Source organism: Pleomorphomonas diazotrophica, from assembly GCF_002844595.1.
Classification (GTDB): Bacteria; Pseudomonadota; Alphaproteobacteria; order Rhizobiales; family Pleomorphomonadaceae; genus Pleomorphomonas; species Pleomorphomonas diazotrophica.
This window is the reverse complement of sequence record NZ_PJNW01000001.1, coordinates 47,625-72,463: the sequence shown is the minus strand read 5'-3', so window position 1 is coordinate 72,463 and position 24,839 is coordinate 47,625. Positions and strand designations below refer to the sequence as shown.

General features: G+C 65.7%; 23 protein-coding genes. 14 read left to right on the top strand and 9 right to left on the bottom strand.

Features of this window, described 5'->3' with window-relative positions:
• The 4 genes from CXZ10_RS00395 to rsmA all read left to right on the top strand — a co-directional run bounded on the left by CXZ10_RS00395 (position 1) and on the right by rsmA (position 5,334).
• Complete coding sequence (locus tag CXZ10_RS00395; protein ID WP_101286975.1) at positions 1–2,382, top strand: LPS-assembly protein LptD; 2,382 nt, start codon at positions 1–3, stop codon at positions 2,380–2,382.
• Positions 2,383–2,486: 104 nt separating this feature from the next.
• Positions 2,487–3,455, top strand: a complete 969-nt coding sequence (locus CXZ10_RS00390) for a SurA N-terminal domain-containing protein (RefSeq protein ID WP_101286974.1) — start codon at positions 2,487–2,489, stop codon at positions 3,453–3,455.
• Between the two features lie 23 nt (positions 3,456–3,478).
• Entirely contained in the window at positions 3,479–4,495 is a 1,017-nt protein-coding gene (pdxA, locus tag CXZ10_RS00385; protein WP_101287082.1) for a 4-hydroxythreonine-4-phosphate dehydrogenase PdxA, read from the top strand.
• Positions 4,492–5,334, top strand: coding sequence for a 16S rRNA (adenine(1518)-N(6)/adenine(1519)-N(6))-dimethyltransferase RsmA (gene rsmA, locus CXZ10_RS00380; protein ID WP_101286973.1), 843 nt, complete (start codon positions 4,492–4,494; stop codon positions 5,332–5,334). Before pdxA ends, rsmA begins: the two co-directional genes overlap by 4 nt.
• Before the next feature lie 4 nt (positions 5,335–5,338).
• Here the strand turns inward: rsmA and gmk are convergent, their stop codons facing one another.
• Both gmk and CXZ10_RS00370 read right to left on the bottom strand, forming a co-directional pair.
• The gene (gene gmk / locus CXZ10_RS00375) at positions 5,339–5,983 is read right to left on the bottom strand and encodes a guanylate kinase (protein WP_101286972.1); all 645 of its coding nucleotides are present in this window, start codon (positions 5,981–5,983) and stop codon (positions 5,339–5,341) included.
• A 5-nt stretch (positions 5,984–5,988) separates the two neighbouring features.
• Complete coding sequence (locus tag CXZ10_RS00370; RefSeq protein WP_101286971.1) at positions 5,989–6,873, bottom strand: YicC/YloC family endoribonuclease; 885 nt, start codon at positions 6,871–6,873, stop codon at positions 5,989–5,991.
• A gap of 148 nt (positions 6,874–7,021) precedes the next feature.
• Between CXZ10_RS00370 and CXZ10_RS00365 the strand changes: the two genes are divergently transcribed.
• On the top strand, positions 7,022–8,071 hold the full coding sequence (locus CXZ10_RS00365; protein WP_101286970.1) for an aldo/keto reductase: 1,050 nt from the start codon (positions 7,022–7,024) through the stop codon (positions 8,069–8,071).
• 59 nt (positions 8,072–8,130) lie between these two features.
• Here the strand turns inward: CXZ10_RS00365 and CXZ10_RS00360 are convergent, their stop codons facing one another.
• The 3 genes from CXZ10_RS00360 to hslV all read right to left on the bottom strand — a co-directional run bounded on the left by CXZ10_RS00360 (position 8,131) and on the right by hslV (position 11,474).
• Complete coding sequence (locus tag CXZ10_RS00360) at positions 8,131–9,213, bottom strand: LacI family DNA-binding transcriptional regulator (RefSeq protein WP_101286969.1); 1,083 nt, start codon at positions 9,211–9,213, stop codon at positions 8,131–8,133.
• A 346-nt stretch (positions 9,214–9,559) separates the two neighbouring features.
• Positions 9,560–10,855: an ATP-dependent protease ATPase subunit HslU gene (hslU, locus tag CXZ10_RS00355; protein WP_101286968.1), complete on the bottom strand. Its 1,296-nt coding sequence runs from the start codon at positions 10,853–10,855 to the stop codon at positions 9,560–9,562.
• Between the two features lie 64 nt (positions 10,856–10,919).
• The gene (hslV, locus tag CXZ10_RS00350; protein WP_101287081.1) at positions 10,920–11,474 is read right to left on the bottom strand and encodes an ATP-dependent protease subunit HslV; all 555 of its coding nucleotides are present in this window, start codon (positions 11,472–11,474) and stop codon (positions 10,920–10,922) included.
• 159 nt (positions 11,475–11,633) lie between these two features.
• On the opposite strand from hslV, the gene CXZ10_RS00345 reads away from it, so the two are divergent.
• Positions 11,634–12,506 (top strand): SDR family oxidoreductase, encoded by an 873-nt coding sequence (locus tag CXZ10_RS00345; protein ID WP_101286967.1) that lies wholly within the window; start codon positions 11,634–11,636, stop codon positions 12,504–12,506.
• A 61-nt stretch (positions 12,507–12,567) separates the two neighbouring features.
• Here CXZ10_RS00345 and CXZ10_RS00340 read toward each other — a convergent pair whose 3' ends face one another.
• Positions 12,568–14,043 carry a methyl-accepting chemotaxis protein gene (locus CXZ10_RS00340; protein WP_101286966.1) on the bottom strand — a complete coding sequence of 492 codons (1,476 nt, stop codon included), beginning with the start codon at positions 14,041–14,043 and terminating at the stop codon, positions 12,568–12,570.
• Positions 14,044–14,452: 409 nt separating this feature from the next.
• On the opposite strand from CXZ10_RS00340, the gene hisF reads away from it, so the two are divergent.
• The 3 genes from hisF to coaA all read left to right on the top strand — a co-directional run bounded on the left by hisF (position 14,453) and on the right by coaA (position 16,616).
• Entirely contained in the window at positions 14,453–15,229 is a 777-nt protein-coding gene (gene hisF, locus CXZ10_RS00335) for an imidazole glycerol phosphate synthase subunit HisF (RefSeq protein WP_101286965.1), read from the top strand.
• Positions 15,230–15,234: 5 nt separating this feature from the next.
• Positions 15,235–15,564, top strand: a complete 330-nt coding sequence (locus CXZ10_RS00330; protein WP_101286964.1) for a phosphoribosyl-ATP diphosphatase — start codon at positions 15,235–15,237, stop codon at positions 15,562–15,564.
• Between the two features lie 98 nt (positions 15,565–15,662).
• Positions 15,663–16,616, top strand: coding sequence for a type I pantothenate kinase (gene coaA, locus CXZ10_RS00325; RefSeq protein ID WP_101286963.1), 954 nt, complete (start codon positions 15,663–15,665; stop codon positions 16,614–16,616).
• Between the two features lie 12 nt (positions 16,617–16,628).
• On the opposite strand, the gene nagA is transcribed toward coaA, so the two are convergent.
• From nagA to CXZ10_RS00310, 3 genes are read right to left on the bottom strand one after another with little or no spacing between them, the layout of a single operon-like run.
• On the bottom strand, positions 16,629–17,774 hold the full coding sequence (nagA, locus tag CXZ10_RS00320; protein ID WP_101286962.1) for an N-acetylglucosamine-6-phosphate deacetylase: 1,146 nt from the start codon (positions 17,772–17,774) through the stop codon (positions 16,629–16,631).
• A gap of 26 nt (positions 17,775–17,800) precedes the next feature.
• Complete coding sequence (locus tag CXZ10_RS00315) at positions 17,801–18,565, bottom strand: GntR family transcriptional regulator (protein WP_101286961.1); 765 nt, start codon at positions 18,563–18,565, stop codon at positions 17,801–17,803.
• Entirely contained in the window at positions 18,562–19,446 is an 885-nt protein-coding gene (locus CXZ10_RS00310) for a glucosamine kinase nucleotide-binding domain-containing protein (protein ID WP_101287080.1), read from the bottom strand. The genes CXZ10_RS00315 and CXZ10_RS00310 overlap by 4 nt, the downstream gene beginning before the upstream one ends.
• A 231-nt stretch (positions 19,447–19,677) precedes the next feature.
• On the opposite strand from CXZ10_RS00310, the gene CXZ10_RS00305 reads away from it, so the two are divergent.
• The 5 genes from CXZ10_RS00305 to CXZ10_RS00285 all read left to right on the top strand — a co-directional run bounded on the left by CXZ10_RS00305 (position 19,678) and on the right by CXZ10_RS00285 (position 24,836).
• On the top strand, positions 19,678–20,580 hold the full coding sequence (locus CXZ10_RS00305; protein WP_101286960.1) for an N-acetylmuramic acid 6-phosphate etherase: 903 nt from the start codon (positions 19,678–19,680) through the stop codon (positions 20,578–20,580).
• 50 nt (positions 20,581–20,630) lie between these two features.
• Complete coding sequence (locus CXZ10_RS00300; RefSeq protein WP_101286959.1) at positions 20,631–21,890, top strand: ABC transporter substrate-binding protein; 1,260 nt, start codon at positions 20,631–20,633, stop codon at positions 21,888–21,890.
• Between the two features lie 88 nt (positions 21,891–21,978).
• A complete protein-coding gene (locus CXZ10_RS00295) occupies positions 21,979–22,929 on the top strand; it encodes a carbohydrate ABC transporter permease (protein ID WP_101286958.1) in 951 nt (316 codons plus the stop codon).
• A 12-nt stretch (positions 22,930–22,941) separates the two neighbouring features.
• Entirely contained in the window at positions 22,942–23,781 is an 840-nt protein-coding gene (locus tag CXZ10_RS00290; RefSeq protein ID WP_101286957.1) for a carbohydrate ABC transporter permease, read from the top strand.
• Positions 23,778–24,836, top strand: coding sequence for a Gfo/Idh/MocA family protein (locus CXZ10_RS00285; RefSeq protein ID WP_101286956.1), 1,059 nt, complete (start codon positions 23,778–23,780; stop codon positions 24,834–24,836). Before CXZ10_RS00290 ends, CXZ10_RS00285 begins: the two co-directional genes overlap by 4 nt.
• Positions 24,837–24,839 lie beyond the last annotated feature (3 nt).

The window sequence follows — 24,839 nt, the reverse complement described above, 5'->3', positions numbered from 1 at the left end:
GTGCGTAGATCTGTCGTATCGCAGGCATCGGAGCCGACGGCCGCCGCGCGCCTTCTGTGCGGCGTGGCAGTGACGATTCTCGTCTTCCTGCCCGCCGGTGCTCTTGCGCAGTTCCTGACCAGTAACGCCTCGCTGACGGGCATGATCAGCTCGGCCGAGCAGCCCAGCGGCGACGAGAAGATGATGGTCGAGGCCGACACCGTCGCCTACGACATGGATTCCGACTCGGTCACCGCGACCGGTCGCGTGGTCATCTATTATCTCAATCATGTGGTGGTGGCCGACGAGGTGATCGTCGACCGAAAGAGCAAGCGTGTGACGGCGACCGGCAACGTCGAGATCACCGACCCCGCCGGCAATGTCGCTCACGGCGATCGCATCGATCTCGACAACGACCTTGCCACCGGCGTTGCCGAAGGGCTCGAGCTCGTCACATCCGAGCGAATCGCCTTCACGGCGCGCAACGCCACGCGAAGCAACGACAACGTTACGGTCTTCAACGACGGCACGTTTCTGCCCTGCGTCGACTGCAATGGCGTGAAGGGCAAGAAGCCGATCTGGCAGATCAGGGCGAATCGCATTCTGCACAAGCAGAAGGAACAGACGATCGTCTTCGAGAATGCCACCTTCGAGTTCCTGGGCATGCCGCTCGCATGGGTGCCCGTGCTGTCGCAACCCGACCCGTCGGTGAAACAGAAGACCGGTGTCCTGACACCGAGCATCAAGAGCAGCAACACGCTCGGCTATTCGGTCAAGGTTCCCTATTACGTGGCGCTCGATCCGAGCTATGGCCTGACGCTGACCCCCACGGTCTATACCCGTCAGGGCCTGCTGTTTTCGGGTGAATGGCGGCAGCGGCTCAAGGGCGGCGAATACACGATCACCCTGTCGGGCATCCACCAGAACGATCCGGACGCCTTCGCCGGCCGGGCCGGAGATGAGCTCTGGCGAGGTTCGGTGGAATCGGTCGGCAATTTCACCATCAACAAGAACTGGTCATGGGGCTGGGACCTCGCGGTGGCGAGCGACACCACCTTCATGGACAACTACGATCTCGAGCACGGCAACTCCGACGTCGCGGTCAACAAGGTCTATCTGACGGGCGTCCGCGACCGGAACCGCTTCGACATGACGGCCTACGGCCTGTTCGTGCAGCAGGAAGATTCCCAGACCTCGCCGCTCGAGCAGTACCACGACCTGCAGGAAAAGCAGGCCTACGTCTATCCGGTGATCGACCACAAGATCTATGCAAAGGACCCGATCTGGGGCGGTGAGGCGTCGCTGGCGACCAACTTCAGCAACATCACCCGCACCCGGGACGACATCTACCAGATCGACAGCAACGGCAACGGCGTGTTCGATCCCGGCGAGGCGACCCGCGTGCGCGCTGCGGCCGGCACGTTCGACCGTCTCAGCATCGACGCCATGTGGCGCCGTCGCATGGTCGACCAGACCGGCGGCGTAACGACGCCATTCCTCTATTTCCGCGGCGACGCGATCTTCTCAGACCCGCACAACAGCAGCGTTCTGCCGGAAACGTCGAGCGGGCTGATCGTGCGCGGCATGCCGGCGGCCGGCCTCGAATACAGCTATCCGGTGGCAATGACCTCGTCCGTCGGCAATCAGATCATCGAGCCGATTGCCCAGTTGATCGTCCGCCCGAACGAGCTCGAAGCCACCTATATTCCCAACGAGGACGCGCAGAGCCTCGTTTTCGACGCCAACAGCCTGTTCGACTACGACAAGTTCTCCGGCTACGATCGCGTCGAAGGCGGAACCCGCGCCAATGTCGGCTTCCGCTATTCCGGTTCCTTCAAGCACGGTTTCGGCGTCAGCGGCACCTTCGGCCAGTCGTTCCAGCTCGCCGGCGTCAATTCCTTCGCCAAGGCGACCCAATACAGCACCGGTTCATATTCGGGCCTCGAATCCGACGTCTCCGACTATGTCGCCGGGCTCAGCCTCAGTACCAAAACCGGCTTCCTGGCCAGCAGCGGCGTACGCTTCGACAACCAGAATTTCGAGGTCAACCGCTTCGACAGCCAGATTCTCGGCATCGGCGGGCCGCTGACAGCGGCCTTGACCTACGCCTTCATCCGCTCGCAGCCCGACCTCGGGATCGAGGATGACCGTTCGGAACTGCAAGCGGCCGCCAGCCTTCGGCTGTCCGAAAACTGGCGCGTCTTCGGCTCAAGCCGTTACGACCTCATCAGGGACGAGTTTGTCCGGCACGCGCTGGGTCTGGCCTACGACGCGGAAGAGTTCTCGATATCCTTCTCCTACTCGAACGACCTGACCACCAACCCGAGCGATCAGATCTTCTATCTCCGTGCCGGCTTCCGGACGCTCGGCGAGGTCGGGACCTCGTTCGGCATCGACAATTAGTGCATTCGGGCGCTGTCGCTGCCGATTTGGCGGATCATCGACTTGACAAATTCCGCTGCTAGATGCTCCCACGGTTCGGACAGTAACGGGTGGAGAAGGTAGAAATGCTGCATATCGTGACGATCGCGAGGAAAACGCGGGGCGCGCTCCTGGCCGCCACCATTGCCGCGGTGGTCGCGCTGTCGCCGGCAGGCGTCGCCTTCATCGCCCCCGCTCAGGCGGCAAGCACCATCAAGGTGATCGTCAACGATCAGGCCATTACCACGATGGATGTGCAGGCGCGTACGCGTCTGCTGCAGCTCGCCATGCGTCTCCCCGCCGGCGCCGCCGCCAAGACGGCGCAGGAGGAGCTGATCGACGAGCAGCTTCGCCTTCAGGACGGGGCGCGGCGCGGCATCGTGGTCAGCGAGGACGCGGTAATCGCCGCCCTTACCAGCATCGCCACGCGCTCCAAGATGACCCTGCCTCAGTTCGAGCGGGCGCTCAGTTCCGGCGGCGTGCCGATCAAGACCTTCAAGGACCGCATCCGCGCCCAGATGGTCTGGGGGCGCATCGTTCGCGCCAAGATCCAGCAGGATATCAAGACCGAGTCGGCCGACCTCATCCAGCAGATGCGCAATCGCGAGAAGAACGCCAACGCCGTCACCGCCAACGACTACATGCTTCAGCGTGTCGTGTTCGCCGTGCAGCGCAGCGCCTCGCCGGCGGAGGTCGGTCGTCGCAAGGCCGAGGCCGAAGCCCTGCGCGGCAAGTTCCGCAGCTGCAACGAAGGGCTCGCGCTTGCAAAGGGACTTCGGGAAGTGGCCGTCGTCAACGTCGGCCGGAAGCTCGCAAGCGAAGTGCCGCCCGGCCTCAAGGATGAGCTCGAGAAGACCGCCGAGGGCCGCCTGACGTCGCCGCAGCGCTCCGATCTCGGCTTCGAGATGTATGCGATCTGCAGCAAGATCGCGGTGACCGGCGAGGCAGCCATCACGGCCGGCCTCGACGCCGAGGCACTCGACAAGCGTGGCGAGGAGACCTCCAAGAAGCTCACGCAGGAACTGCGGCAGAAAGCCAATATCGTCTACCGCTGACCATGCCAGACACATCCGCTGCCATGCCGCGCCTTCCCCTTGCCCTTTCCATCGGCGAGCCGGCCGGCATTGGCGCGGAGATCATCGCCAAGGCGTGGCTGCTGAGGCGGGAGAAAGAGCTTCCGCCGTTCTACGTCCTGGGTGATCCGACCTTCGTTGAAAGCCGGCTTGGCCGGCTTGGCCTTGATGTGCCGATCGTATCGGTGGTTCCGGAGGTGGTGCTTGGCGCCTTCGCCGAGGCCCTGCCGGTGTTCGATCTCGGCCAGCCGATTGAGGACCGGCCGGGGGAGTTGTCCGGGGCAACGGCGGCGGCGACCATCGCCGCCATCGAGACGGCGGTCCGGCACGTTCGCGACGGGCGCGCGAGCGGCATCGTCACCGCGCCGATCCAGAAATCCAACCTCTATGCCGCCGGCTTCAAGTTTCCCGGCCACACGGAGTTCCTCGGCGAACTAGCCCGTCAGCTCTGGCCCCACGCGCCCCACGAACCGGTGATGATGCTGGCCGGCCCCGAACTTGCCACGGTGCCGGTCACCGTGCACATAGCCTTGAAAGACGTGCCGGAGATGCTCACCGGCGAGATGATCGTCGAGACCGGACGCATCGTCGACCGGGAGATGAAGGCGAAGTTCGGCCTTGCCCGGCCGCGCCTTGCCGTCGCCGGCATCAATCCGCATGCCGGTGAAGGGGGAGCGATGGGGCGAGAGGACATGGACATCGTCGCACCGGCCGTCGCGCGGCTTCGCGCCGAGGGGATCGATGCGCGAGGACCGCTGCCCTCCGACACGCTGTTTCACGCCGCCGCCCGCAAGACCTATGACGTCGTGCTGGCCATGTATCACGATCAGGCGCTGATCCCGGTGAAGACCATTGCCTTCGACGAGACGGTCAACGTGACGCTCGGGCTGCCCTTCGTCCGCACCTCGCCCGACCACGGCACGGCGCTCGACATTGCGTCTGAGGGCAAGGCCGACCCGTCCAGCCTGACCGCCGCCCTCCGCATGGCTGGACGCATGGCAGCGGTCCGGGGGGCGGCATGAGCCAGATCGACGACCTGCCGCCGCTGCGTGAGGTGATCGAACGACACGGGCTGTCGGCGCTGAAAAGCCTCGGCCAGAATTTTCTGCTCGACCTCAACCTGACCGCCCGCATCGCTCGCGCCGCCGGCAACCTCACCGGGCGAACCGTGGTCGAGATCGGGCCCGGCCCGGGAGGTTTGACGCGTGCCATCCTCGCGGCGGGCGCGGCGCAGGTGCATGTCATCGAGCGCGACCGGCGGGCGATCGCCGCGCTGGAGGAGATCGCTGCCCACTATCCCGGCCGGCTCAACATCATCGAGGGCGACGCGCTCGAGGTGGATAGCGCCGCCCTCGGCGACGAGCCACCGGTGATCATGGCCAACCTGCCCTACAACATCGCGACGCCGCTGCTCACAGGCTGGCTTTCGCCTGCGAGCTGGCCACCGCGCTGGACGGCCATGGTCTTGATGTTCCAAAAGGAAGTGGCCGATCGCATCACGGCGGCCGCCGGCGACGACGCCTACGGCCGCCTCGGCGTGCTCTGCGGCTGGCGTGCCTACGCCACGCAGATGTTCGACATCTCTCCCAAGGCCTTCGTTCCGCCGCCCAAGGTGACGTCGACGGTGGTGCATTTCGCGCCGCGGCCGCAGCCCCTTTCCTGCGATCAGGCGGACCTCGAGGCGGTCACGGCGGCGGCCTTCGGCCAGCGCCGCAAGATGCTGCGGCAAAGCCTGAAGGCGCTCGGCGTCGATCCGATCGCCCTGTGTGCCGCCGCCGAGATCGACCCGACGGCGCGCGCCGAGACGATCCCGGTCAAGGGATTCGTCGATATTGCCAACGCCTGGAAGGCGATGCGCTGACCGTTTACGCCAGCAGCGTTCCGACGAAGCCCGCGATGCCCTCCGCCGCGCGCGACCGGCGGCTGCGCTCGGCCCGCAGGATGGCGGTGAGATCGGCGAAGGCGGCGTCGAGATCGTCGTTGACCACCACGTAGTCGAAATTGGACCACTCGGCGATCTCGCGGCGGGCGTTGACCAGCCGCTTCTCGATCACCTCGGGGGCGTCCTCGGCCCGCCGGGTGAGGCGCGAGCGCAGCTCGGCCATGGACGGCGGCAGGATGAAGACGGAAACGACGTCGGACGACATCTTCTCGCGCAACTGGGCGGCGCCCTGCCAGTCGATATCGAACAGCACGTCACGGCCAGAAGCCAGGGCCTCCTCCACGGGCGCCTGCGGCGTGCCGTAATAGTTGCCGTGCACCTCGGCCCATTCCAGGAGCTCGCCGCCGTCACGCATCGACATGAAGCGCTGCTGGGTGATGAAGTGATAATGCACGCCGTTGATCTCGCTGGGACGGCGGTCGCGCGTCGTGACCGAGATCGACAGCGTCATGTCGCGGTCGGTATCGAGGATGTTGCGCGACAATGTCCCCTTGCCGGCACCCGAAGGCGAGGAAATGACGAACATCAACCCACGGCGGGGAAAGCGGACGTGCCTTTGGTCGGGCATGGGATTCACTCGACGTTCTGAACCTGCTCCTTGAACTGGTCGACCACCGCCTTGAGGGCAAGGCCGATCCGGGTCAGGGCCGTATCGTTGGATTTTGAGCAGAGGGTGTTGGATTCCCGGTTGAACTCCTGGGCCAGGAAATCCAGCCGGCGGCCAACGGCGGCGTGGCTCGCCAAGAGTTCGCGAGCCTGGGCGATATGCGCCTTGAGGCGATCGATCTCCTCGCGCACGTCGGCACGGGTGGCCATGAGCGCGGCCTCGACGTGAAGCCGCTGCGGATCGAGGTCTTCCCGCGCCAGCAGCACGGCAAGCTGCTCTTCAAGGCGCTCGCGTATCGCCTCCGGCGTGCGGGCCGGCAACGCCTCCGCCTCGGCCACGAGGCGGGCGATCTCGTCCACCTGCTCCCCGAGGATACGGGCGAGCGCCACTCCTTCGGCGGCGCGCGAGGCCTGGAAGTCGGCGAGCGCCTTGTCGAAAGCGGCGGTCAGCTCGACCTCGAAGGCCTTGGCGCTCTCCTCGTCGGGCGCCGCTTCGACCACCTCGACGACGCCGCGCACGGCGAGCAGGCCGTCGAGCGAGGCGTCGCGAATGCCCGGCGTGCCGGAAAGCCGGCGCGCCGTGTCGATCAGCGCGGCCAGCAGGGTCTCATCGATGCGGAAGGTCTGGGTGGAGACCTCGCGCGCGACGGTCAGGTTGACCGACACGTTGCCGCGCGCCAGCGCTTCCGATGCCTTGCGGCGCACCAGCGCTTCCACAGCGTCGAAGCCGGGCGGCAGACGCAGACGCAGGTCAAGCCCGCGCCCGTTGACGGCGCGCAGCTCCCAGGCAAAACGGTTGCCGGCCGCCGAACCGTCGAAGCGGGCAAATCCGGTCATGCTCTTGAGCGGCATGGTCTTCCCTCCAGTCCAAGTGGGCTTTTACACCAGCCGGACGAAGCGCCAAGCGAAAAAAGCGGCTGCCCGCCAAAAGCAGTCATGACGGTCGTCTCGATGGCGCGGAGGCGTGATAGACTCGCCCCAAAAGCAAGGGAGAAAGCCAATGGAATACCGCCTGCTCGGCCGCTCGGGACTCAAGGTCTCCACCCTCACCATGGGGACCATGACCTTCGGCGGCAAGGGCGCCTTCGCCAAGGTCGGTGCCGTCGGCCTTACGGACGCGGCGCGGCTCGTCGATCTCTGCATCGATGCCGGCGTCAACCTGATCGACACGGCCGACGTCTATTCGGATGGCCTCTCCGAGGAAATCGTCGGCGACCTGATGCAGGAGCGGAAGGGCAAGGGCGTCCTCATTGCCACCAAGGTCCGTTTCCCGATGGGCGCCGGACCCAACGACCGCGGCCTCAGCCGTCACCACATCATAGCTGGCTGCGAGGCCAGCCTCCGCCGTCTCAAGACCGAGACCATCGATCTCTACCAGGTGCATCAGTGGGACGGGCTGACGCCGGTCGAGGAGTTCATGGAGGCGCTCGACAGCCTGGTGCGCGCCGGCAAGGTCCGCTACGTCGGCTGCTCCAACTTCTCCGCCTGGCATGTCATGAAGGCCCTCGGCGTCGCCGCGACCGAGCACCGCCAGCGTTTCGTGTCGCAGCAGATCCACTACACGCTGGAAGCCCGCGAAGCCGAATATGAGCTGGTGCCGCTGTCGCTCGATCAGGGGCTCGGCATCCTGGTCTGGAGCCCACTTGCCGGCGGCCTCCTGTCCGGCAAGCACCGCCGCAACGCCGCGCCGGAGGGCACGCGCCAGCTCGCCGGCTGGACCGAGCCGCCGATTCGCGACGAGAATCGCCTCTGGGCCATCGTCGATGCGCTGGTGGAGATCGCCGATGCGCGCGGCGTCAGCGCGGCCCAGGTGGCGCTCGCCTGGCTGCTCGGCCGGCCGGGAGTGACGTCAGTGGTGATCGGCGGCCGCACCGAGGCGCAGTTCACGGACAACCTCGGGGCGGCCGACCTCCGGCTTTCGGCTGACGATCGCAAGCGGCTCGACGAGGTCAGCGCGCTGCCGCTCCTCTACCCCTATTGGCACCAGCTCCAGACTGCGAGAGATCGCCTGGGACCGGCCGATCTCAGCCTATTCGGATTGGCGTCCTGATCAAACAGAACACCGCCGCCGGTTTGAGGCCGGCGGCGCGATGGAAGGCGTCGGGCAGTTTAGCGCTTGCGCGGCACCGCCGCGGTCGCCCCACGCACCAGTTCGATGGGCAGCTCGACCACCCGGCCGCCGACGCCGTCGGGCTTGTCGCCAAGGATGAGTTCCACCGCCGCCTCGCCCTTGCCGATGGCCGGCTGGTAAATGGTGGTGAGCGGCGGGTTGGAGCTTGCCGCCTCCTCGATGCAGTCGAAGCCCACCACCGAGAAGTCGTCGGGAACCTTGCGGCCCAGCGAGCGCAGGTAGGCGATGACATGAAGCGCCACGCGGTCGGAGGCGCAGACAAAGGCCGTGGTGTCCGGATTGGCGGCGAGCACGGCGTCGACACCGGCGCATACGCCGTCATATTCGGAGCCGGTCTCGAACACCGGCTGCGGCGGCAGACCGGCGGCCCTGAACACGTCGCGATAGCCGGAAAGGCGTCGGCGCACCACCTCGAACGAGGCGCGCTCCGCCCTGTCGTCGTCGACGAAGCCGACACGCACTTCCTTCTCGGTCTCGAAGGTGAAGACAGCGAAGTGACGGTGACCGAGATCGACGAGATGCTGCGCCGCCTCGCGGGCGCCGCGGTAGTCGTCGATCCTGACCACATCGAAGCCGGGTCCCACGGGGAAGTCCACCGCCACGAACGGCAGGCCGCGCTTCTTGGCCAGCTCGACCAGCGTGTTGCCCTCGTTGAGGCAGTTGAGAATGAAGCCGTCGACCAGCGCCGTGCGGATGTTCCAGGCGGCGATCTCGTCGTCCACCGCCGACACCAGCGAGATGCCGGCGCCGCGCGCCTCGCAGGCCTTGGCGACGCCGGACAGGAACAGGCGGGTATACTGATCGTCGAAGAAGCAGTTGAGCGGTCCGACGGTCACGACGCCGATGGCATTGACCCGACCGGCCCGGAGAAGGCGGCCGCGCGGATCAGGCCCCCGATAACCAAGCGAGCGAGCCGCTTCCTCGACTCGCTCGCGCAATTGTTCCGAGACAAGGCCCGGCCGATTGAAGACGTTGGACACCGTTCCCTGGCTGACCCCGGCGGCTCGCGCCACATCGGCAAGTTTTACGGTCTTGGTGTGCGGAATTGAACTTTCACCCATCTGTCCGTCCGATGCACCGGGTATCCGGCAGTACTGACGAGGGACAACGGCGTCTCTCTTCCCGAGATCGCAACCGAAATCCGCGCGACGCCCACCGGTCAGCAACCGGCAAGCGTCGCCCGGAAAGTCAGCCACCCATGCCCCCCGGCGAGCGGCCGACCGATCAGTTCAACTGATGCGACCGATCTCGTTGAAACGATATACGCAAAACCCTTCAGAACAACAAGAAACTTGCGTTTCATAACCTTTCGTCGCACCGGCGCACCGAGGGGATGCCCGTTGTCCGGGTGTTTCGCCGGCCGGCTCCGCCGGGAAAGAGCGCTCGGCTCTCTCCCGGATGCGAGCCTCAGAGGATGAACCGGCTGAGGTCGGTGTTGTGAGCGAGATCGCCGAGCGCCGCCCGGACCGCCGCGCCGTCGACGGTGATCGCCTCGCCCGACCGGTCGGGGGCCGAGAAGGAGATATCGTCGAGAATGCGCTCCAGCACCGTCTGCAGGCGCCGGGCGCCGATGTTCTCGACGGTGGCGTTGACGTGGACGGCGATCTCGGCGATGGCGTCGATCGCATCATCGGTGAAGTTGAGCGTCACCCCCTCCGTCTGCATCAGCGCCACATATTGCTTGATGAGGCTGGCCTGCGGCTCGGTCAGGATGCGACGGAAATCGTCCTTGTCGAGCGGCTTCAGCTCGACGCGGATCGGCAACCGGCCCTGAAGCTCGGGCAACAGGTCCGAGGGCTTGGCGACGTGGAAGGCGCCGGAGGCGATGAACAGGATATGGTCGGTCTTCACCGACCCATGCTTGGTCGACACCGTGGTACCTTCGATCAGCGGCAGAAGATCGCGCTGCACGCCCTCGCGGGATACCGAACCGTCACGGCCGTCCTTGGCGCAGATCTTGTCGATCTCGTCGAGGAAGACGATGCCGTTGTTCTCAACCGCCTCGATCGCCTCGGCGACGATCTTGTCCTGATCGATCAGCTTGTCGGCTTCCTCGGCGGTGAGCAGGTCGTGGCTGTCCTTGACGGAGACGCGGCGCGTCTTCTTCACGCCGCCCATCATCTTCTGCATCATCTCCGAGAGATTGATGACCTGTCCGCCCGGCATGCCGGGGATCTCCATGCCACCAGGACCGCCGGTGGCCGTCAGCTCCACCTCGATTTCCTTGTCATCGAGTTCGCCGGCCCGGAGCTTGCGGCGGAAGGCGTCGCGCGTCGACGGGCTGGCGGATGTTCCGACCAGTGCATCGAGCACCCGCTCTTCGGCGGCGAGATGGGCCTTGGCCTCGACATCCTTGCGCCGCTGCGTGCGGACGAGCGAGATGCCGACTTCGAGAAGATCGCGGACGATCTGCTCGACGTCGCGGCCGACATAGCCGATCTCGGTGAACTTGGTGGCCTCGACCTTGACGAAGGGCGCGTTGGCGAGCCGGGCGAGGCGACGGGAGATCTCCGTCTTGCCGACGCCGGTGGGGCCGATCATCAGGATGTTCTTGGGCAGGACCTCCTCGCGCAACGAGGGATCCAGCTGAAGGCGGCGCCAGCGGTTGCGAAGCGCGATGGCGACGGCCCGCTTGGCGTCCTTCTGGCCGACGATATGACGGTCGAGTTCGGAGACGATTTCGCGGGGCGAGAAATCGGGCATGACTTTATCCTCGGGTGGAGCGACCCGGAGTGGCCTGGGGGCCAGCAATCCGGGTGGATGGAACTCAGGCCTTCGGCAGGCTTTCGACGACGACGTTCTCGTTGGTGTAGACGCAGATGTCGGCGGCGATCTTCATGGCCTTGCGGGCGATGGTCTCGGCGTCGCTGTCGCTGTCGGCGAGCGCACGGGCGGCGGCCAGCGCATAGGTGCCGCCGGAGCCGATGCCGGCGATGCCGCCTTCGGGCTCGAGCACGTCGCCGGTGCCGGTCAGCACCAGCGTCACATTGGCGTCGGCGACGATCATCATCGCCTCGAGACGGCGGAGATAGCGGTCGGTGCGCCAGTCCTTGGCGAGTTCGACGCAGGCGCGCATCAACTGGCCGGGGTACTGTTCGAGCTTGGCTTCCAGCCGCTCGAACAGCGTGAAGGCATCGGCAGTGGCGCCGGCGAAGCCGGCGATCACGTCGCCGCGCCCGAGCGGACGCACCTTGCGCGCCGTGTGCTTGATCACCGTGGCGCCAAGCGTGACCTGCCCGTCCCCGGCGATCACCACCTTGCCGTCCTTGCGGACCGATACGATGGTGGTGCCGTACCAGGTGGACGGGTTCGTGTGTTCCATCATGAGATGCTCCTTGCGGCAACGGCCGTCCGCCCGTGGCGCGGAGGCCGTCCCTGAATGACGTCTTTATGTAGGACAGAAATGCCTCTATGCAACTTGCCTCTGGCAAAGCACGCATCACGGTTCTGACACCGTCCCGACCCCCAAGGAGATCGTCCGATGAAGCTCATGGCACTCGGCCTTGGCTACAGCGCCACGGCGGCGTTGCGCCGCCTCGCCCCCAAGGAGGCAATCGGCACGACACGCTCGGCGGCAAAGGCGGCCGCCCTGGCTCAGCTCGCCGACATGCGCCATTTCGACGGATCGCGGGAGGCGGCCGAGGCCTTGCGGCCGGCGCTCGCCGGCGTCACCCATGTTCTCGTCTCGATCGCACCTGCCGAGGGACAGGACGGCGGCGACCGCGTGCTTCCCGTGCTCGGCGAAGCGCTTGCCGGCGAGAACTCGCTCGTCTCCGTCGCCTATCTCTCGACGGTGGGCGTCTATGGCGACCACGGCGGCGCCTGGGTGGACGAGACGTCGGACTGCCGGCCCAAAAGTGCCCGCTCCGTTGCCCGGGTGAAGGCAGAAAACGAATGGCTGGCCTTTGGCGAACGCACCGGCGTGGCGGTGTCGGTGCTGCGCCTCTCCGGCATCTACGGTCCTGGCCGCAACGCCCTCGTCAACCTCGCCGACGGCAGTGCGCGGCGCCTGATCAAACCCGGGCAGGTGTTCAATCGCATTCATGTGGAAGACATCGCCGCCGCCGTGGAGCGGGCCTTCGCGACGGGCGCCAGCGGCCTTTTCAACATCACGGACGACGAGCCGGCACCGCCGCAGGATGTCGTCGCCTATGCTGCCGAGCTGATGGGCGTGCCCCCGCCGCCTGAGCAGGATTTCGAGACGGCGGAGCTGTCGCCGATGGCCCGCAGCTTCTATGGCGAGAACAAACGGGTGGCCAACGGCCGCAGCAAGTCCGTCCTCGGGCTTGCCTACGCCTACCCGAACTATCGCGCAGCCTTTGCCCGCATGTGGGCCGAGGGAAGCTGGCGCTGACAAGGCAAGCCGCCCCTCGCCGGATGGCGGGAAGCGGTTTGGATGATTGTAGCAAGACCTGTCAGGCGAGTGTCGCCGCCGCCTTCTGCAGCTTGTTGGCCGCTTCGTCGATCGATTGCGTCGAGCGGCTGATATCGGCCAGCGCCTTGGCAATCTCTTCGACGCCGCTCGCCGCCGTATGCATGCTGCCGGACATGTTCTGCGTCACGGAGGTCTGCTGTTCGACGGCCGTGGCGATCGACGACGATATCTCGTTGATGCGATTGATGATTGTGGTGATGCCGTCGATGGACTGCACGGCCTTGGAAGAGATGGTCTGCACCGCCGCGATTTCGCTGGCGATCTCATCGGTGGCGCGCGAGGTCTGGGCGGCGAGCTGCTTCACCTCCGAGGCGACGACCGCAAAGCCCTTGCCCATCTCGCCGGCGCGCGCCGCCTCGATGGTGGCGTTGAGGGCGAGAAGATTGGTCTGTCCGGCGATGGTGTTGATGAGCTCCACCACCTGGTCGATCTTCTGGGCCGCTGTCGCCAGGCCGGAGACCACCTTGGTGGCGGTGTCGGCCTGCGTTACGGCCTCCTGGGAGACCGACAGGGCGATGCTCACCTGCCGGCTGATTTCAGCGACCGAGGACGCGAGCTCCTCCGCCCCAGCCGCTACCGCCTGCACGTTGGAGGCGGTGACGCCCGCCGTGGAGTTGGCGCCGGCCGCCTCGGCATTCGACCGGGCGATCATGCCGGCGACCTCGTCAAGTTCGCGATTGATTTCGGTCTGGGCAGCCTGGCGCTTGCGCCGGCGCTCCATGACGGCGCTGATGTCCGTCGCGAACTTGGTAACCCGAACCAGCTGGCCATCAACGTCGAAGATCGGGTTGTAGGTCGCCTGGAGGAAGACGTCGCGCCCGCCCTTGCCGACGCGGTGGAACTCGTCGGACCTGAACTTTCCGGCCCGAAGGTCATCCCAAAACTGTCTATAGGCCGGACTGGCGCGCTCCTCAGGCGTGACGAACATCGAGTGATGCTTGCCGACGATCTCGTCCAGCCGATAGCCGAGCGCCTTCTGGAAGTTCTCGTTGGCCTCGACGACGGTGCCATCCGGCTGGAAAGAAATGACGGCCTGCGCACGGTTGATGGCGTCGATCTCGCCCTGGATCCGGGCATCCTGGAGCTTGCGCTCGGTGACGTCGGTGGCAAACTTGACGACGCGGTAGACCTTGCCGGCGCGATCCATCAGCGGATTGTAGGTGCCCTGGATCCAGACCGGCCGCCCTCCCTTGGCAATGCGCCGAACTTCGGCCGACGTGAACTGGCCGGCGCGCAAGTTGCCCCAGAAGGCGGTGTAGGCCGGGCTCTTCACTTCCGTGGGATCCACGAAGATCGAGTGATGCTTGCCGACGATATCGGCAAGGTCATAGCCCATGACCTTCAGGAAGTTGGCATTGGCGCTGAGGATCTGCCCGGTTGGATCGAACTCGATGACAGCCAGGGAACGGTCAAGAGCCGCAAGCACCGCGGCTTCGTGACTTGAAAAGGGCCACATGGATCTCAGCTCCTACCTTGTCCACCGACAGCAGCGCCGAGGAACCATCCAGAAACTGGCCCTGTAATATGCAAATCGCATATGTTGAATGCCAGCCGGAAAATATCACGCGCGGCCGAGGCAACCTGCCTGTCATTCTCATTTAGGTCACCATTTATTTACGGAGCGTTTATGCCACCTGGAATACTTGTTTTCGGAGTATCTACTTTCCAGTGTACGCATTTAGACGTATATATCAGACTCATAAACGAGTTCATCTGGATGAAATACTTCAGTTCACAGCAGCCGCGGGCGCGCACCTAGCGTGATTTGCTTCCCGCCCATCGCAGGCCTGTTCGGCGCCATGGGACTGGCATCCGGTCATGGAGCCGTATAAGAAATGGGCGCAATTCAATCGCGGTGACCCCCAATGCTGAAAGCGCGCGTCATCCCCTGTCTCGACGTCAAGGACGGTCGGGTGGTCAAGGGGGTCAACTTCGTCGACCTCGTCGACGCCGGCGATCCGGTCGAGGCCGCCGCTGCCTATGACGCGGCCGGCGCCGACGAACTCTGCTTCCTGGACATCACCGCCAGCCACGAGAATCGGGGCACCATTCTCGACGTGGTGCGTCGCACCGCCGAACGCTGCTTCATGCCCGTCACGGTGGGCGGCGGCGTCCGCTCGGTGGAGGACATCCGCGAGCTGCTGCTGGCCGGAGCCGACAAGGCGTCGATCATGTCGGCGGCCGTCCGCGACCGCGATCTGGTGCGCCGCGCCTCGGAAAAGTTCGGCGACCAGTGCATCGTCGTCGCCATCGACGCCAAGCGCGTCTCCTCCGATGACGGCAAGCCGCGCTGGGAGGTGTTCACCCACGGCGGTCGGCAGGCAACCGGCATCGACGCCGTCGAATACGCCCAGGAAGTGGTGTCACTCGGCGCCGGCGAACTCCTGCTGACCTCGATGGACCGCGACGGCACCAAGATCGGCTTCGATCTCGAACTGACCCGTACCATTGCCGACGCGGTATCGGTGCCGGTGATCGCCTCGGGCGGCGTCGGCACGCTCGACCATCTCGTCGAGGGTATCCGCGACGGCCACGCCGGCGCCGTGCTCGCGGCGTCGATCTTTCATTTCGGTACGTTCACCATCGGCGAGGCCAAGGCGCATCTCGCTGCGGCCGGCGTCCCCGTCCGCCTCCAGGGATGATTGGCATGGCTGACACCACCTTCTCGCTTTCAGATCTCGAAGCGATCGTCGCCGATCGCCTCGTGAATGGCGATGCCACCTCCTATACCCGCAAGCTTGCCGAGAAGGGCGTCGCCAAGGCGGCGCAGAAGCTTGGCGAGGAGGCGGTGGAGACGGTCATCGCCGCGTTGACCGGCGACGCCGATGCGCTGATCTACGAGAGCGCCGACCTCCTCTATCACCTCGTCGTGGTGCTGGCGCTCAAGGGCGTGCCGCTCGATGAGGTGCTGGCCGAACTCAAGCGCCGGACGGCGCAGTCGGGTCTGCAGGAAAAGGCCAGCCGCCCAGCCGACTGACCACAAGACCATGGTGCGCCGGCCGCGGCCGGCGGCCAAGTCCCGCCATGCTTCTGGAACCAGCGGTTCGCCACGCGGCGATCCTGAGACGGTGACGAATGGAACAGTTCGTGCGGAAAGCGCTGTCGCCTTACGAAGTCTACACCCGTGCCGACTGGGCCGAGCTCAGGGCCGGCATGCCCTTGACGCTGTCGCTCGACGACGTCATCCGCCTGCGCGCCCTCAACGACCCGGTGCAGCTCGACGAGGTGTCGGACATTTTCCTGCCGCTTGCCCGGCTGCTGTCCTTCTACGTCGAGTCGGCGCAGTCGCTGCATAACTCGACGCGGCGCTTCTTTGGCCGGACCGACGCCAAGCGGCCGTTCATCATCGGCATCGCCGGCTCGGTGGCGGTCGGCAAATCGACGACGGCGCGCATTCTGAGGGCCATGCTGTCGCGCTGGCCGTCGTCGCCCAAGGTCGATCTCGTCACCACCGATGGCTTCCTGTTTCCGAACGCAGTGCTGCGCGAGGAAGGGCTGATGGAGAAGAAGGGGTTCCCCGAGAGCTACGACCGGGCCGCCCTGCTCTCCTTCCTGACCGACATCAAGGCCGGCAAGCCCAATGTCTGGGCGCCGGTCTATTCGCACCTCGTCTATGACATCGTGCCTGACGAGCGCATCGTCGTCGACCAGCCGGACATCCTGATCCTCGAGGGGCTCAACGTCCTGCAAACCGGCAAGCTGCCGCGCGACGGGCGCGGCATCCCCTTCGTGTCCGACTTCTTCGACTTCTCGATCTTCATCGACGCCGACGAGGCCGACCTGCAGCGCTGGTATGTCGAGCGCTTCATGCGCCTCCGGGAAACCGCCTTCCGCGATCCCCAGTCCTATTTCCGCCGCTATGCGGAAATCTCGGAACAGGAGGCGCTGGAGACCGCCGTCGGCCTCTGGACGCGCATCAACCTCGCCAATCTCCGCGAGAACATCCAGCCGACCCGCCTCAGGGCCGATCTGGTGCTGCGCAAGAGCGCCAGCCACGCCATCGAGCAGGTGATGCTCAGGAAGCTGTGACGGAACGACGGCTCAGGCCTGGTACACCTTGGCGCCGCCGATCCAGGTCGACTTGAGGTCGAGCTCCGGCGTCAGCAGCAGGAAGTCGGCGTCAAATCCAGGGGCGATCCTGCCCTTGCGATTGGCGATGCGCATCGTTTCCGCCGGATAGACCGTGGCCATGCGGATCGCCTCCCCCAGCTCGATCTCGAAATGCTCAGCGGCATAGCGCACCGAAGAGAGCATATCGATATCGGCGCCGGCCAGCGTGCCGTCGGCAAGGGCGAGCCGGCCGTCGCGCCGGAAAATGGTGCGGCCGTTGAGCTCGAAATCCGGCAGATCGGTGCCGATGGTCAGCATGGCGTCGGTGACCAGGAAAATCCGGCCGGGTCCGCGCTTGGCCCTGAGCGCCACCCGCGCCGCCGCCGGATGCACGTGGATTCCGTCGGCGATGAGGCCGGCGGAGATGCCGCTGTCCAGCACCGCGCCGACCATGCCGGGCGTCCGGTGGCCGAGCGGGCTCATGGCGTTGAAGAGATGCGTCGCGGTGGAGGCACCGGCAGCGATATAGGCTTGCGCCGTATCGTAGTCGCAGTCCGTATGGCCGAGGCTGACAATGCCACCGGCCGAGGCAAGACGCCGAACCGCCTCGATCGGCGTCGATTCGGGGGCAACGGTCAACAAGGTCGGGCCGGCTTCGGCGACTGCTTCGACCAGTTCCCGGATGTCGGCCTCCTCCATCGGCCGCACGTAGGCGACGGCATGGACACCCCGCTTGGCGGCGGAGAGGTGAGGCCCCTCGAGGTGCAGCCCGAGGAAGCCCGGCACGCCGGACGCGCGAGCCGCCTTGCCGGCGGCGATCGCCTCGGTGCGGGCCTCGCGGCGATCGGTGATCAAGGTGGGCAAGAGGGCCGTCGTGCCGAAGCGGGCATGGGCGACACAGATGCGCTCGATGGCGGAAACGCTCGGACCGTCGTTGAAGTTGATGCCGCCGCCGCCGTTGACCTGAAGATCGATGAAACCGGGCACGAGAAGAAGGTCGCCGGCGTCAACCACCTCGGCGCCGGCCGGCAGGTCGGCGGCGGCAACGAAGCGGCCGTCCCGCACGGCAATCTCGGCTTCATCGTGCCAGACATCGCCATCGAACAGGCGGGCACCGCGGATGAGAAGGGCGGACATCGAAACGTCTCCTTGGGGATGACGGGTCAGGACTGGGGAAGGGTCAGTTCGGCGACGAAGTCATAGGCGTCGGCCCGATAGAGCGACCGGGTGAATTCCACCACCCGGCCGGATGCGAGATAGGAAATGCGCTCGATGGACAGACCGGCGTCGCCGGCCTGGACGCCGAGCAGCGCCGCATCCTGACCGCGTATGTTGCAGGCGGAGATGCGCTGCACGGCTCGTACCGGCCGATGGCCGCTCAAGGCCAGCGCCTCGTAGAGCGAACCGGCGACGGCGTTGGGGTCGGGCATCACCTCGGCCGACAGCGAGGCCCGTTCGAGGGCGAGGGGCAGGTCGTTGGCGATGCGCAGACGTTCGAGCCGGGCAACCAGACCACCGCCCGCCAGCCCCAGCATCATCGCCTCCTCCGGAGACGGCAGATGAAGCCCCCGGTCGAGCCAGCGGGAGCTGGCCTTGAGACCGCGCCGCGCCATGTCCTCGGTAAAGGAGGTCAACAGCGACAGCGACTGCTCGACGCGCTGCACCGGCTTCACGACGAAGGTGCCGGAGCCGTGGCGACGCACCAGCAGGCCGGCCTCGACGAGATCGTCCACCGCCTTGCGAACCGTGACGCGGCTGATGCCGGCAGAATCAGCGATCTCCCGCTCGGGCGGCAAGGCGTCGCCGTGTTTCAGCCGGCCGCCATTGATCGCCGCCTCGATGGCCTGCCTGAGCTTGAGATAGAGCGGCCCGGTGCCGGCGGCCTGCAACTGCTCCGGGGCCAGGATGCTGGAGATATCGCCGCTCATGCCGCCCCTCTCTCGCTATCGAGGAAATGCCGCACGGCAAGCGCCACCGCGCCGGCCAGGGCATTGCTCAACGGCGCCACAAGACGCGGCCGATGCCGATCGGCAAGATAGGCGGGGTAGAGCGGCGCGAGGCCGCCGAGCAGCGCGACGCGGTCGGCGCCATCGGCAACGATGCGATCAAGGGCCAGATCGACCGAGGCGGCCGCCCTTCCGACGATGTCCAGGCCGACGGGATCGCCGCTTTCCGCGGCCGCGAAGACGGCGGGCGCAAAGCGCCCGAAATCACCGGGCGCCGCCGTCCGCGCGAACTCGACCATCGGGCCGGGGGCGCCGCCGAAATCGGCGATCAGTCGATCGGTGAGCGGCGAGGCGGCGATGATGCGATCATGGGCGAGTAGCGTCGCGGCGAGCGCCGACCGGCCGAGGCTGGCGCCGGAACCGAAGTCGCCGATGACGAAGCCCCAGCCGCCATAGGAGCGAACCATGCCGGCCTGCCGGGCAAAGAAGATCGACCCGGTGCCGAGAATGGCCACCGCGCCGTCGCCGTTGCCAATGGCGCCCTCAAGCGCGATGAGACCGTCGGAGACAACCTCGACTCTTGCGGCCGGCAGTGAGGCGGCGATGAAGGCGGCGGTATCGCCAACGTTGCTGCCGGCAAGGCCGAGCAGCACCGACGAGCGCTGGAGAACGGCCTTGTCGAGCCCGGCGGCGGCAAGGGCCGCATCAATGGCAACGAGGATGTTGGCAAGCGCGCCGGCGCGATCGCTCAACACGTTCGCCGCTCCGCCCGCGCCGGTGGCAATGGTTCGCCCGTCCCGGCCGGCCACAGCCGCCCGGCAACCGGTCCCGCCCCCGTCGACGCCGATCAGGTAATCCACGATGAACGCCCTCCTCCCTCGAAAGTACCAAAAAAATACCATTTGCCAATCGGCATATTGGCTCTGCCCTTAGGATTTTTGATCTAGAAACGACAACCAATTGTTTTAGTTGCGTTTTATGCAGCCTGCTCACACCCACCCAACTCCAGCTGCGGCAAAAATGAACGAAGTATGATTGTCCCTCTAGACAAGTGGTAGCTTTTTGGCATTATTGCCCGAGTGGGGAGTGGCATAATGACGGCACAGCTCGGTACCGAGGATCGCGATGTCCATGCGAAGGGGTTCGACACCCTGCCGCCAGCGCGGATTCTCGGCGCGCTTGCCGCCGCCCAGGTGAATGCTGCGCGCAGCGTTGAAGCGGCCATTCCCGCCATCGCCGAAGCGTCGAGCCGTGCCGCCGCCGCCTTGTCGTCGGGCCATCGCCTCGTCTATGTCGGCGCTGGCAGCTCCGGCCTGATGGCACTCGCCGATTGCCTGGAACTGCCGGGTACCTATGGTATCGGCCTTGACGAGGCCATCGTCATTCTGGCCGGCGGCCGTGACAGTCTGGTCGACATGCTTGGCGCGGGCGAAGACGACGTCGAGGCCGGTGCCGCCGATCTCGCGGCATCCGGCATCGGACAGGGCGACTGCGTCATCGCCGTATCGGCCTCCGGTTCGACGCCCTACACGCTCGCCGCCGCCCGGGCCGCCAAGGAACGCGGCGCCACGGTGATCGGCATCGCCAACAACGACGGCGCGCCGCTTCTCACCGCCGCCGACGTGGCGGTGCTGCTGAAAACGCCGCCGGAGGTCATCTCCGGCTCGACCCGCATGGGAGCGGGTACGGCCCAGAAGATCGCCCTCAACATGCTGTCGACGCTGATGGCCGTCCATCTCGGCCACGTGCTCGACGGCCATATGGTCAATGTCAGGGCCGACAACGACAAGCTCCGGGCGCGCGCCGCCCGCATCGTGACGGACATCACCGGAATTCAGGCCGACGCGGCGACAGGGCTCCTCCGGGAGAGCCGCGGTTCGGTCAAACACGCCATTCTGCTCGCCGCCGGCGCGGGAGATATCGAGACGGCAAATGCCGCTCTCGTCGAGGCCGGCCAAAACCTGCGTCGGGCGATGTCGCTCGTCGCAAAATCATAATCGGGGTTCTCAACGCGCGTCATCAAGACGCGAGCAAAGGGAGACGGACGATGTATCGCACTACGTTGCAGGGTGTCCTGCTGGCATCGAGCATTCTGGCCGGCGTCGGCACGGCCGCCGCGGCCGACGTCACGCTCAACATCGAGAGCTGGCGCAACGACGACCTTCAGATCTGGCAGGAAAAGATCATTCCGGCTTTCGAGGCCAAGCATCCGGGCATCAAGGTCACCTTCTCGCCCAGCGCGCCGACCGAATATAACGCCGCGCTCAACGCCAAGCTCGACGCGGGCTCCGCCGGCGACCTCGTCGCCTGCCGGCCGTTCGACACGTCGCTGCAGCTCTTCGAGAAGGGCAAGCTCGAGGATCTCACCGGCCTTGAGGGCATGAAGAACTTCTCCGACGTCGCCAAGTCCGCCTGGACCACCGACGACGGCTCCAAGACCTTCTGCGTGCCGATGGCCTCCGTCATCCACGGCTTCATCTACAATACGGAAGCCTTCGAGAAGGCCGGCGTCGAGGTTCCCAAGACCGTCGATCAGTTCTTCGCCGCCCTCGACAAGATCAAGGCCGACGGCACCTACATTCCCATGGCCATGGGCACCAAGGACATGTGGGAAGCCGCCACGATGGGCTACCAGAACATCGGTCCGACCTACTGGAAGGGTGAGGAGGGCCGCAAGGCGCTGATCGCCGGCACCCAGAAGCTGACCGACGACGCCTGGGTCGAGCCCTATCGCGTGCTCGCCAAGTGGAAGCCCTATCTCGGCGATGGCTTCGAGGCGCAGACCTACCCCGACAGCCAGAACCTGTTCACGCTCGGCCGTGCCGCCATCTACCCGGCCGGCTCGTGGGAGATCTCGCTGTTCAACACCGCCGGCCTGAAGCTTGGCGCCTTCCCGCCGCCGGTCGCGAAAGACGGGGACACCTGCTACATCTCCGACCATAACGACATCGCCATGGGCCTCAACGCGGCCAGCGCCCACAAGGAGGAAGCCAAGGTGTTCCTCGAGTGGGTGGCCTCGCCCGAGTTCGCCACCATCTACGCCAACGCGCTGCCGGGCTTCTTCAGCCTGAACTCGACGGCCGTGGAGATGAGCGACCCGCTGGCCAAGGAGTTCGTCTCCTGGCGCGAGACCTGCAAGCCGACCATCCGCTCGACCTACCAGATCCTGTCGCGCGGCACGCCCAACCTCGAGAACGAGACCTGGGCGGCTTCGGCCAACGTCATCAACGGCACCGAGACGCCGGAAGCCGCTGCCAAGAAGCTGCAGGACGGCCTCGACAGCTGGTACAAGCCGGCCAAGATGTAAAACGCGGACGACGGCGCGGTCCTCCGCGCCGTCGTCTCCTCCGCCCGTCGGCTATCGCCGACCGGTTGCCGGCGCCACAGAGACTGACATGACCGACCTTGCACCCGACCAGGGCGGGGAAGCTGCGCGGCGGCGACCGCGGCGCTGGCATATTCTCGTCTTCCTTGCTCCCACCGTCATCATCTACACCGCGGTGATGATCCTGCCGCTCATCGAGACGCTGCGGCAGTCCTTCTTCAACGTCGTCGACGGCGAGCATGTCTTCGTCGGCTTCGCGAATTTCGCCACGCTGTTCGGCGACCCGCGCTGGGCGGCCGACTTCTGGAACGCGCTCGGCAACAACTTCATCTTCTTCCTGATCCATATGGCGGTGCAGAACCCGATCGGCATCGCGCTGGCCGCGCTGCTGTCGCTGCCGGGCCTCCGGTTCGCCGCCTTCTACCGCACCGCCTTCTTCCTGCCGACGCTGCTCTCCTTCGTCATCGTCGGCTTCATCTGGAAGCTGATCCTGTCGCCGATCTGGGGCGTCGCCCCCTGGCTGATGGACCTCGTGGGCATGAAGGCGCTGTTCGGTCCCTGGCTCGGCAAGTCCGGCTCGGCGCTGATCGCCGTGTCGCTGGTCTCGGTCTGGCAGTTCATCGGCATACCGATGATGCTGATCTACGCCGCGCTCCTCAACATTCCCGAGGAGGTGATCGAGGCGGCGGAGATCGACGGCGTCACCGGGTGGGGCCAGTTCTTCAAGATCAAGCTGCCGCTGATCCTTCCCGCCATCGGCATCATCTCGATCCTGACCTTCGTCGGCAACTTCAACGCCTTCGACCTCGTCTACACCATGCAGGGCGCGCTGGCCGGGCCGGACAAGACGACCGATATTCTCGGCACCTTCCTCTACCGCACCTTCTTCGGGTTCCAGCTGCAGCTCGGCGACCAGTCGATGGGCGCCACCATCGCCACGATCATGTTCCTGATCATCCTGACGGGTGTCTGCATCTACCTGTTCGGCATCCAGCGGCGCATCCGCCGCTACCAGTTCTGACGGGAGGGGCGGATGTCCAAGGCAAGACAATCGACGCTGCGCACCAGTCTCGTCCATGTGGCGCTGATCGCCTACACGCTGGTGGCGCTGTTCCCGGTGTTCCTCACCATCATCAACTCGTTCAAGAGCAAGCAGGCGATCTTCGGCCAGCCGCTGCGTCTGCCGGGGCCGTCGACCTTCAGCCTGATCGGCTATGAGACGGTTCTGAAGCAGGGCGACTTCGTCACCTATTTTCAGAACAGCACCATCGTCACGGTCGTCTCGATCTTCCTGGTGCTGCTCTTCGGCGCCATGGCCGCCTTCGCGCTCGCCGAATATCGCTTCCGCGGCAACACGCTGATGGGGCTCTATCTTGCCATCGGCATCATGATCCCGATCCGCCTGGGTACGGTGGCGCTGCTGCAGGGCATGGTGGCGACCGGCCTTGTCAACACGCTGACCGCCCTCATCCTGGTCTATACGGCGCAAGGGCTGCCGCTTGCCGTCTTCATCCTGTCGGAGTTCATGCGGACGGTCTCTGACGACCTCAAGAACGCTGGCCGCATCGACGGCCTTTCCGAGTACGCCATCTTCTTCCGCCTGGTGCTGCCGCTGGTGCGGCCGGCCATGGCGACGGTGGCCGTGTTCACCATGATCCCCATCTGGAACGACCTGTGGTTCCCGCTGATCCTCGCCCCGAGCGAGAGCACCAAGACGGTGACGCTCGGCGCGCAGCTGTTCATCGGCCAGTTCGTCACCAACTGGAACGCCGTGCTGGCGGCGCTGTCGCTCGCCATCTTCCCGGTGCTCATCCTCTACGTCATCTTCTCGCGGCAACTGATCCGCGGCATCACCTCGGGAGCGGTCAAATGACGTCGCCCGTTCGCGTCCTCTCGGCCGGCCTCGGCAACATGGGCCGGAGCCATGCCCTCGCCTACCATCGCAATCCGGGCTTTCAGATCGTCGGCCTCGTCAACCGCACCAAGGTGCCGCTGCCGGACGAACTCCAGGGCTACGAGATCTCCCCCTCCTTCCCGGAGGCGCTCAAGGCGCTGAAGCCGGACATGGCGTCGATCAGCACCTATTCGGAAAGCCACGCCGACTATGCTGTAATGGCCATGGAACAGGGCTGCCACGTCTTCGTGGAAAAGCCGCTGGCCACCACGGTGGCCGACGCACGGCGGATCATCGACTGCGCGGTCGCCAACAAGCGGAAGCTGGTCATCGGCTACATCCTGCGCCACCACCCGTCGTGGCAGCGTTTCATCGCCGAGGCGCGGGCGCTCGGCGGCCCCTACGTCTTCCGCATGAACCTCAACCAGCAGTCCTCCGGCAAGACCTGGGAGACGCACAAGGCGCTGATGAACACCACCGCGCCGATCGTCGACTGCGGCGTCCATTATATCGACGTCATGTGTCAGGTGACCGACGCCGAACCTGTTGAAGTGCGCGGCATGGGTCTCCGCCTCTCCAATGAGATCGCGCCGGACATGTACAACTACGGCCACTTGCAGGTGCTGTTCTCCGACGGTTCGGTGGGCTGGTACGAGGCGGGCTGGGGACCGATGATGTCCGAGCAGGCCTTCTTCGTGAAGGATATCATCTCGCCCAACGGTTCGGCCTCCATCGTCATGAGGGAGGGCAAGTCCGACGACGTCGACGCCCACACCCGCACCTCGACCATCCGCGTCCACAAGGCGGCGACCGGTCCTGACGGCGCGTTCCTCTCGCCGGACACCGACCACACCATGGCCGGCGAGCCCGGCCACCAGGAACTCTGCGAGCTGGAACAGGCCTATATGCTCAGGGCGATCGTCGAGGACCTCGACCTCACCCAGCACATGAACGACGCTTTGAAATCGCTTGCCGTCTGCCTCGCCGCCGACGAGAGCGTCCGCACCGGCAAGCCGGTCAAATTGCAAGGATAAGCC

Coding starts and splice junctions, on each gene's coding strand:
- CXZ10_RS00390 (WP_101286974.1), top strand. CDS start 2,487: ATGCTGCATATCGTGACGATCGCGAGGAAAACGCGGGGCGCGCTCCTG.
- pdxA (WP_101287082.1), top strand. CDS start 3,479: ATGCCGCGCCTTCCCCTTGCCCTTTCCATCGGCGAGCCGGCCGGCATT.
- rsmA (WP_101286973.1), top strand. CDS start 4,492: ATGAGCCAGATCGACGACCTGCCGCCGCTGCGTGAGGTGATCGAACGA.
- gmk (WP_101286972.1), bottom strand. CDS start 5,983: ATGCCCGACCAAAGGCACGTCCGCTTTCCCCGCCGTGGGTTGATGTTC.
- CXZ10_RS00370 (WP_101286971.1), bottom strand. CDS start 6,873: ATGCCGCTCAAGAGCATGACCGGATTTGCCCGCTTCGACGGTTCGGCG.
- CXZ10_RS00365 (WP_101286970.1), top strand. CDS start 7,022: ATGGAATACCGCCTGCTCGGCCGCTCGGGACTCAAGGTCTCCACCCTC.
- CXZ10_RS00360 (WP_101286969.1), bottom strand. CDS start 9,213: ATGGGTGAAAGTTCAATTCCGCACACCAAGACCGTAAAACTTGCCGAT.
- hslU (WP_101286968.1), bottom strand. CDS start 10,855: ATGCCCGATTTCTCGCCCCGCGAAATCGTCTCCGAACTCGACCGTCAT.
- hslV (WP_101287081.1), bottom strand. CDS start 11,474: ATGGAACACACGAACCCGTCCACCTGGTACGGCACCACCATCGTATCG.
- CXZ10_RS00345 (WP_101286967.1), top strand. CDS start 11,634: ATGAAGCTCATGGCACTCGGCCTTGGCTACAGCGCCACGGCGGCGTTG.
- CXZ10_RS00340 (WP_101286966.1), bottom strand. CDS start 14,043: ATGTGGCCCTTTTCAAGTCACGAAGCCGCGGTGCTTGCGGCTCTTGAC.
- hisF (WP_101286965.1), top strand. CDS start 14,453: ATGCTGAAAGCGCGCGTCATCCCCTGTCTCGACGTCAAGGACGGTCGG.
- CXZ10_RS00330 (WP_101286964.1), top strand. CDS start 15,235: ATGGCTGACACCACCTTCTCGCTTTCAGATCTCGAAGCGATCGTCGCC.
- coaA (WP_101286963.1), top strand. CDS start 15,663: ATGGAACAGTTCGTGCGGAAAGCGCTGTCGCCTTACGAAGTCTACACC.
- nagA (WP_101286962.1), bottom strand. CDS start 17,774: ATGTCCGCCCTTCTCATCCGCGGTGCCCGCCTGTTCGATGGCGATGTC.
- CXZ10_RS00315 (WP_101286961.1), bottom strand. CDS start 18,565: ATGAGCGGCGATATCTCCAGCATCCTGGCCCCGGAGCAGTTGCAGGCC.
- CXZ10_RS00305 (WP_101286960.1), top strand. CDS start 19,678: ATGACGGCACAGCTCGGTACCGAGGATCGCGATGTCCATGCGAAGGGG.
- CXZ10_RS00300 (WP_101286959.1), top strand. CDS start 20,631: ATGTATCGCACTACGTTGCAGGGTGTCCTGCTGGCATCGAGCATTCTG.
- CXZ10_RS00295 (WP_101286958.1), top strand. CDS start 21,979: ATGACCGACCTTGCACCCGACCAGGGCGGGGAAGCTGCGCGGCGGCGA.
- CXZ10_RS00290 (WP_101286957.1), top strand. CDS start 22,942: ATGTCCAAGGCAAGACAATCGACGCTGCGCACCAGTCTCGTCCATGTG.
- CXZ10_RS00285 (WP_101286956.1), top strand. CDS start 23,778: ATGACGTCGCCCGTTCGCGTCCTCTCGGCCGGCCTCGGCAACATGGGC.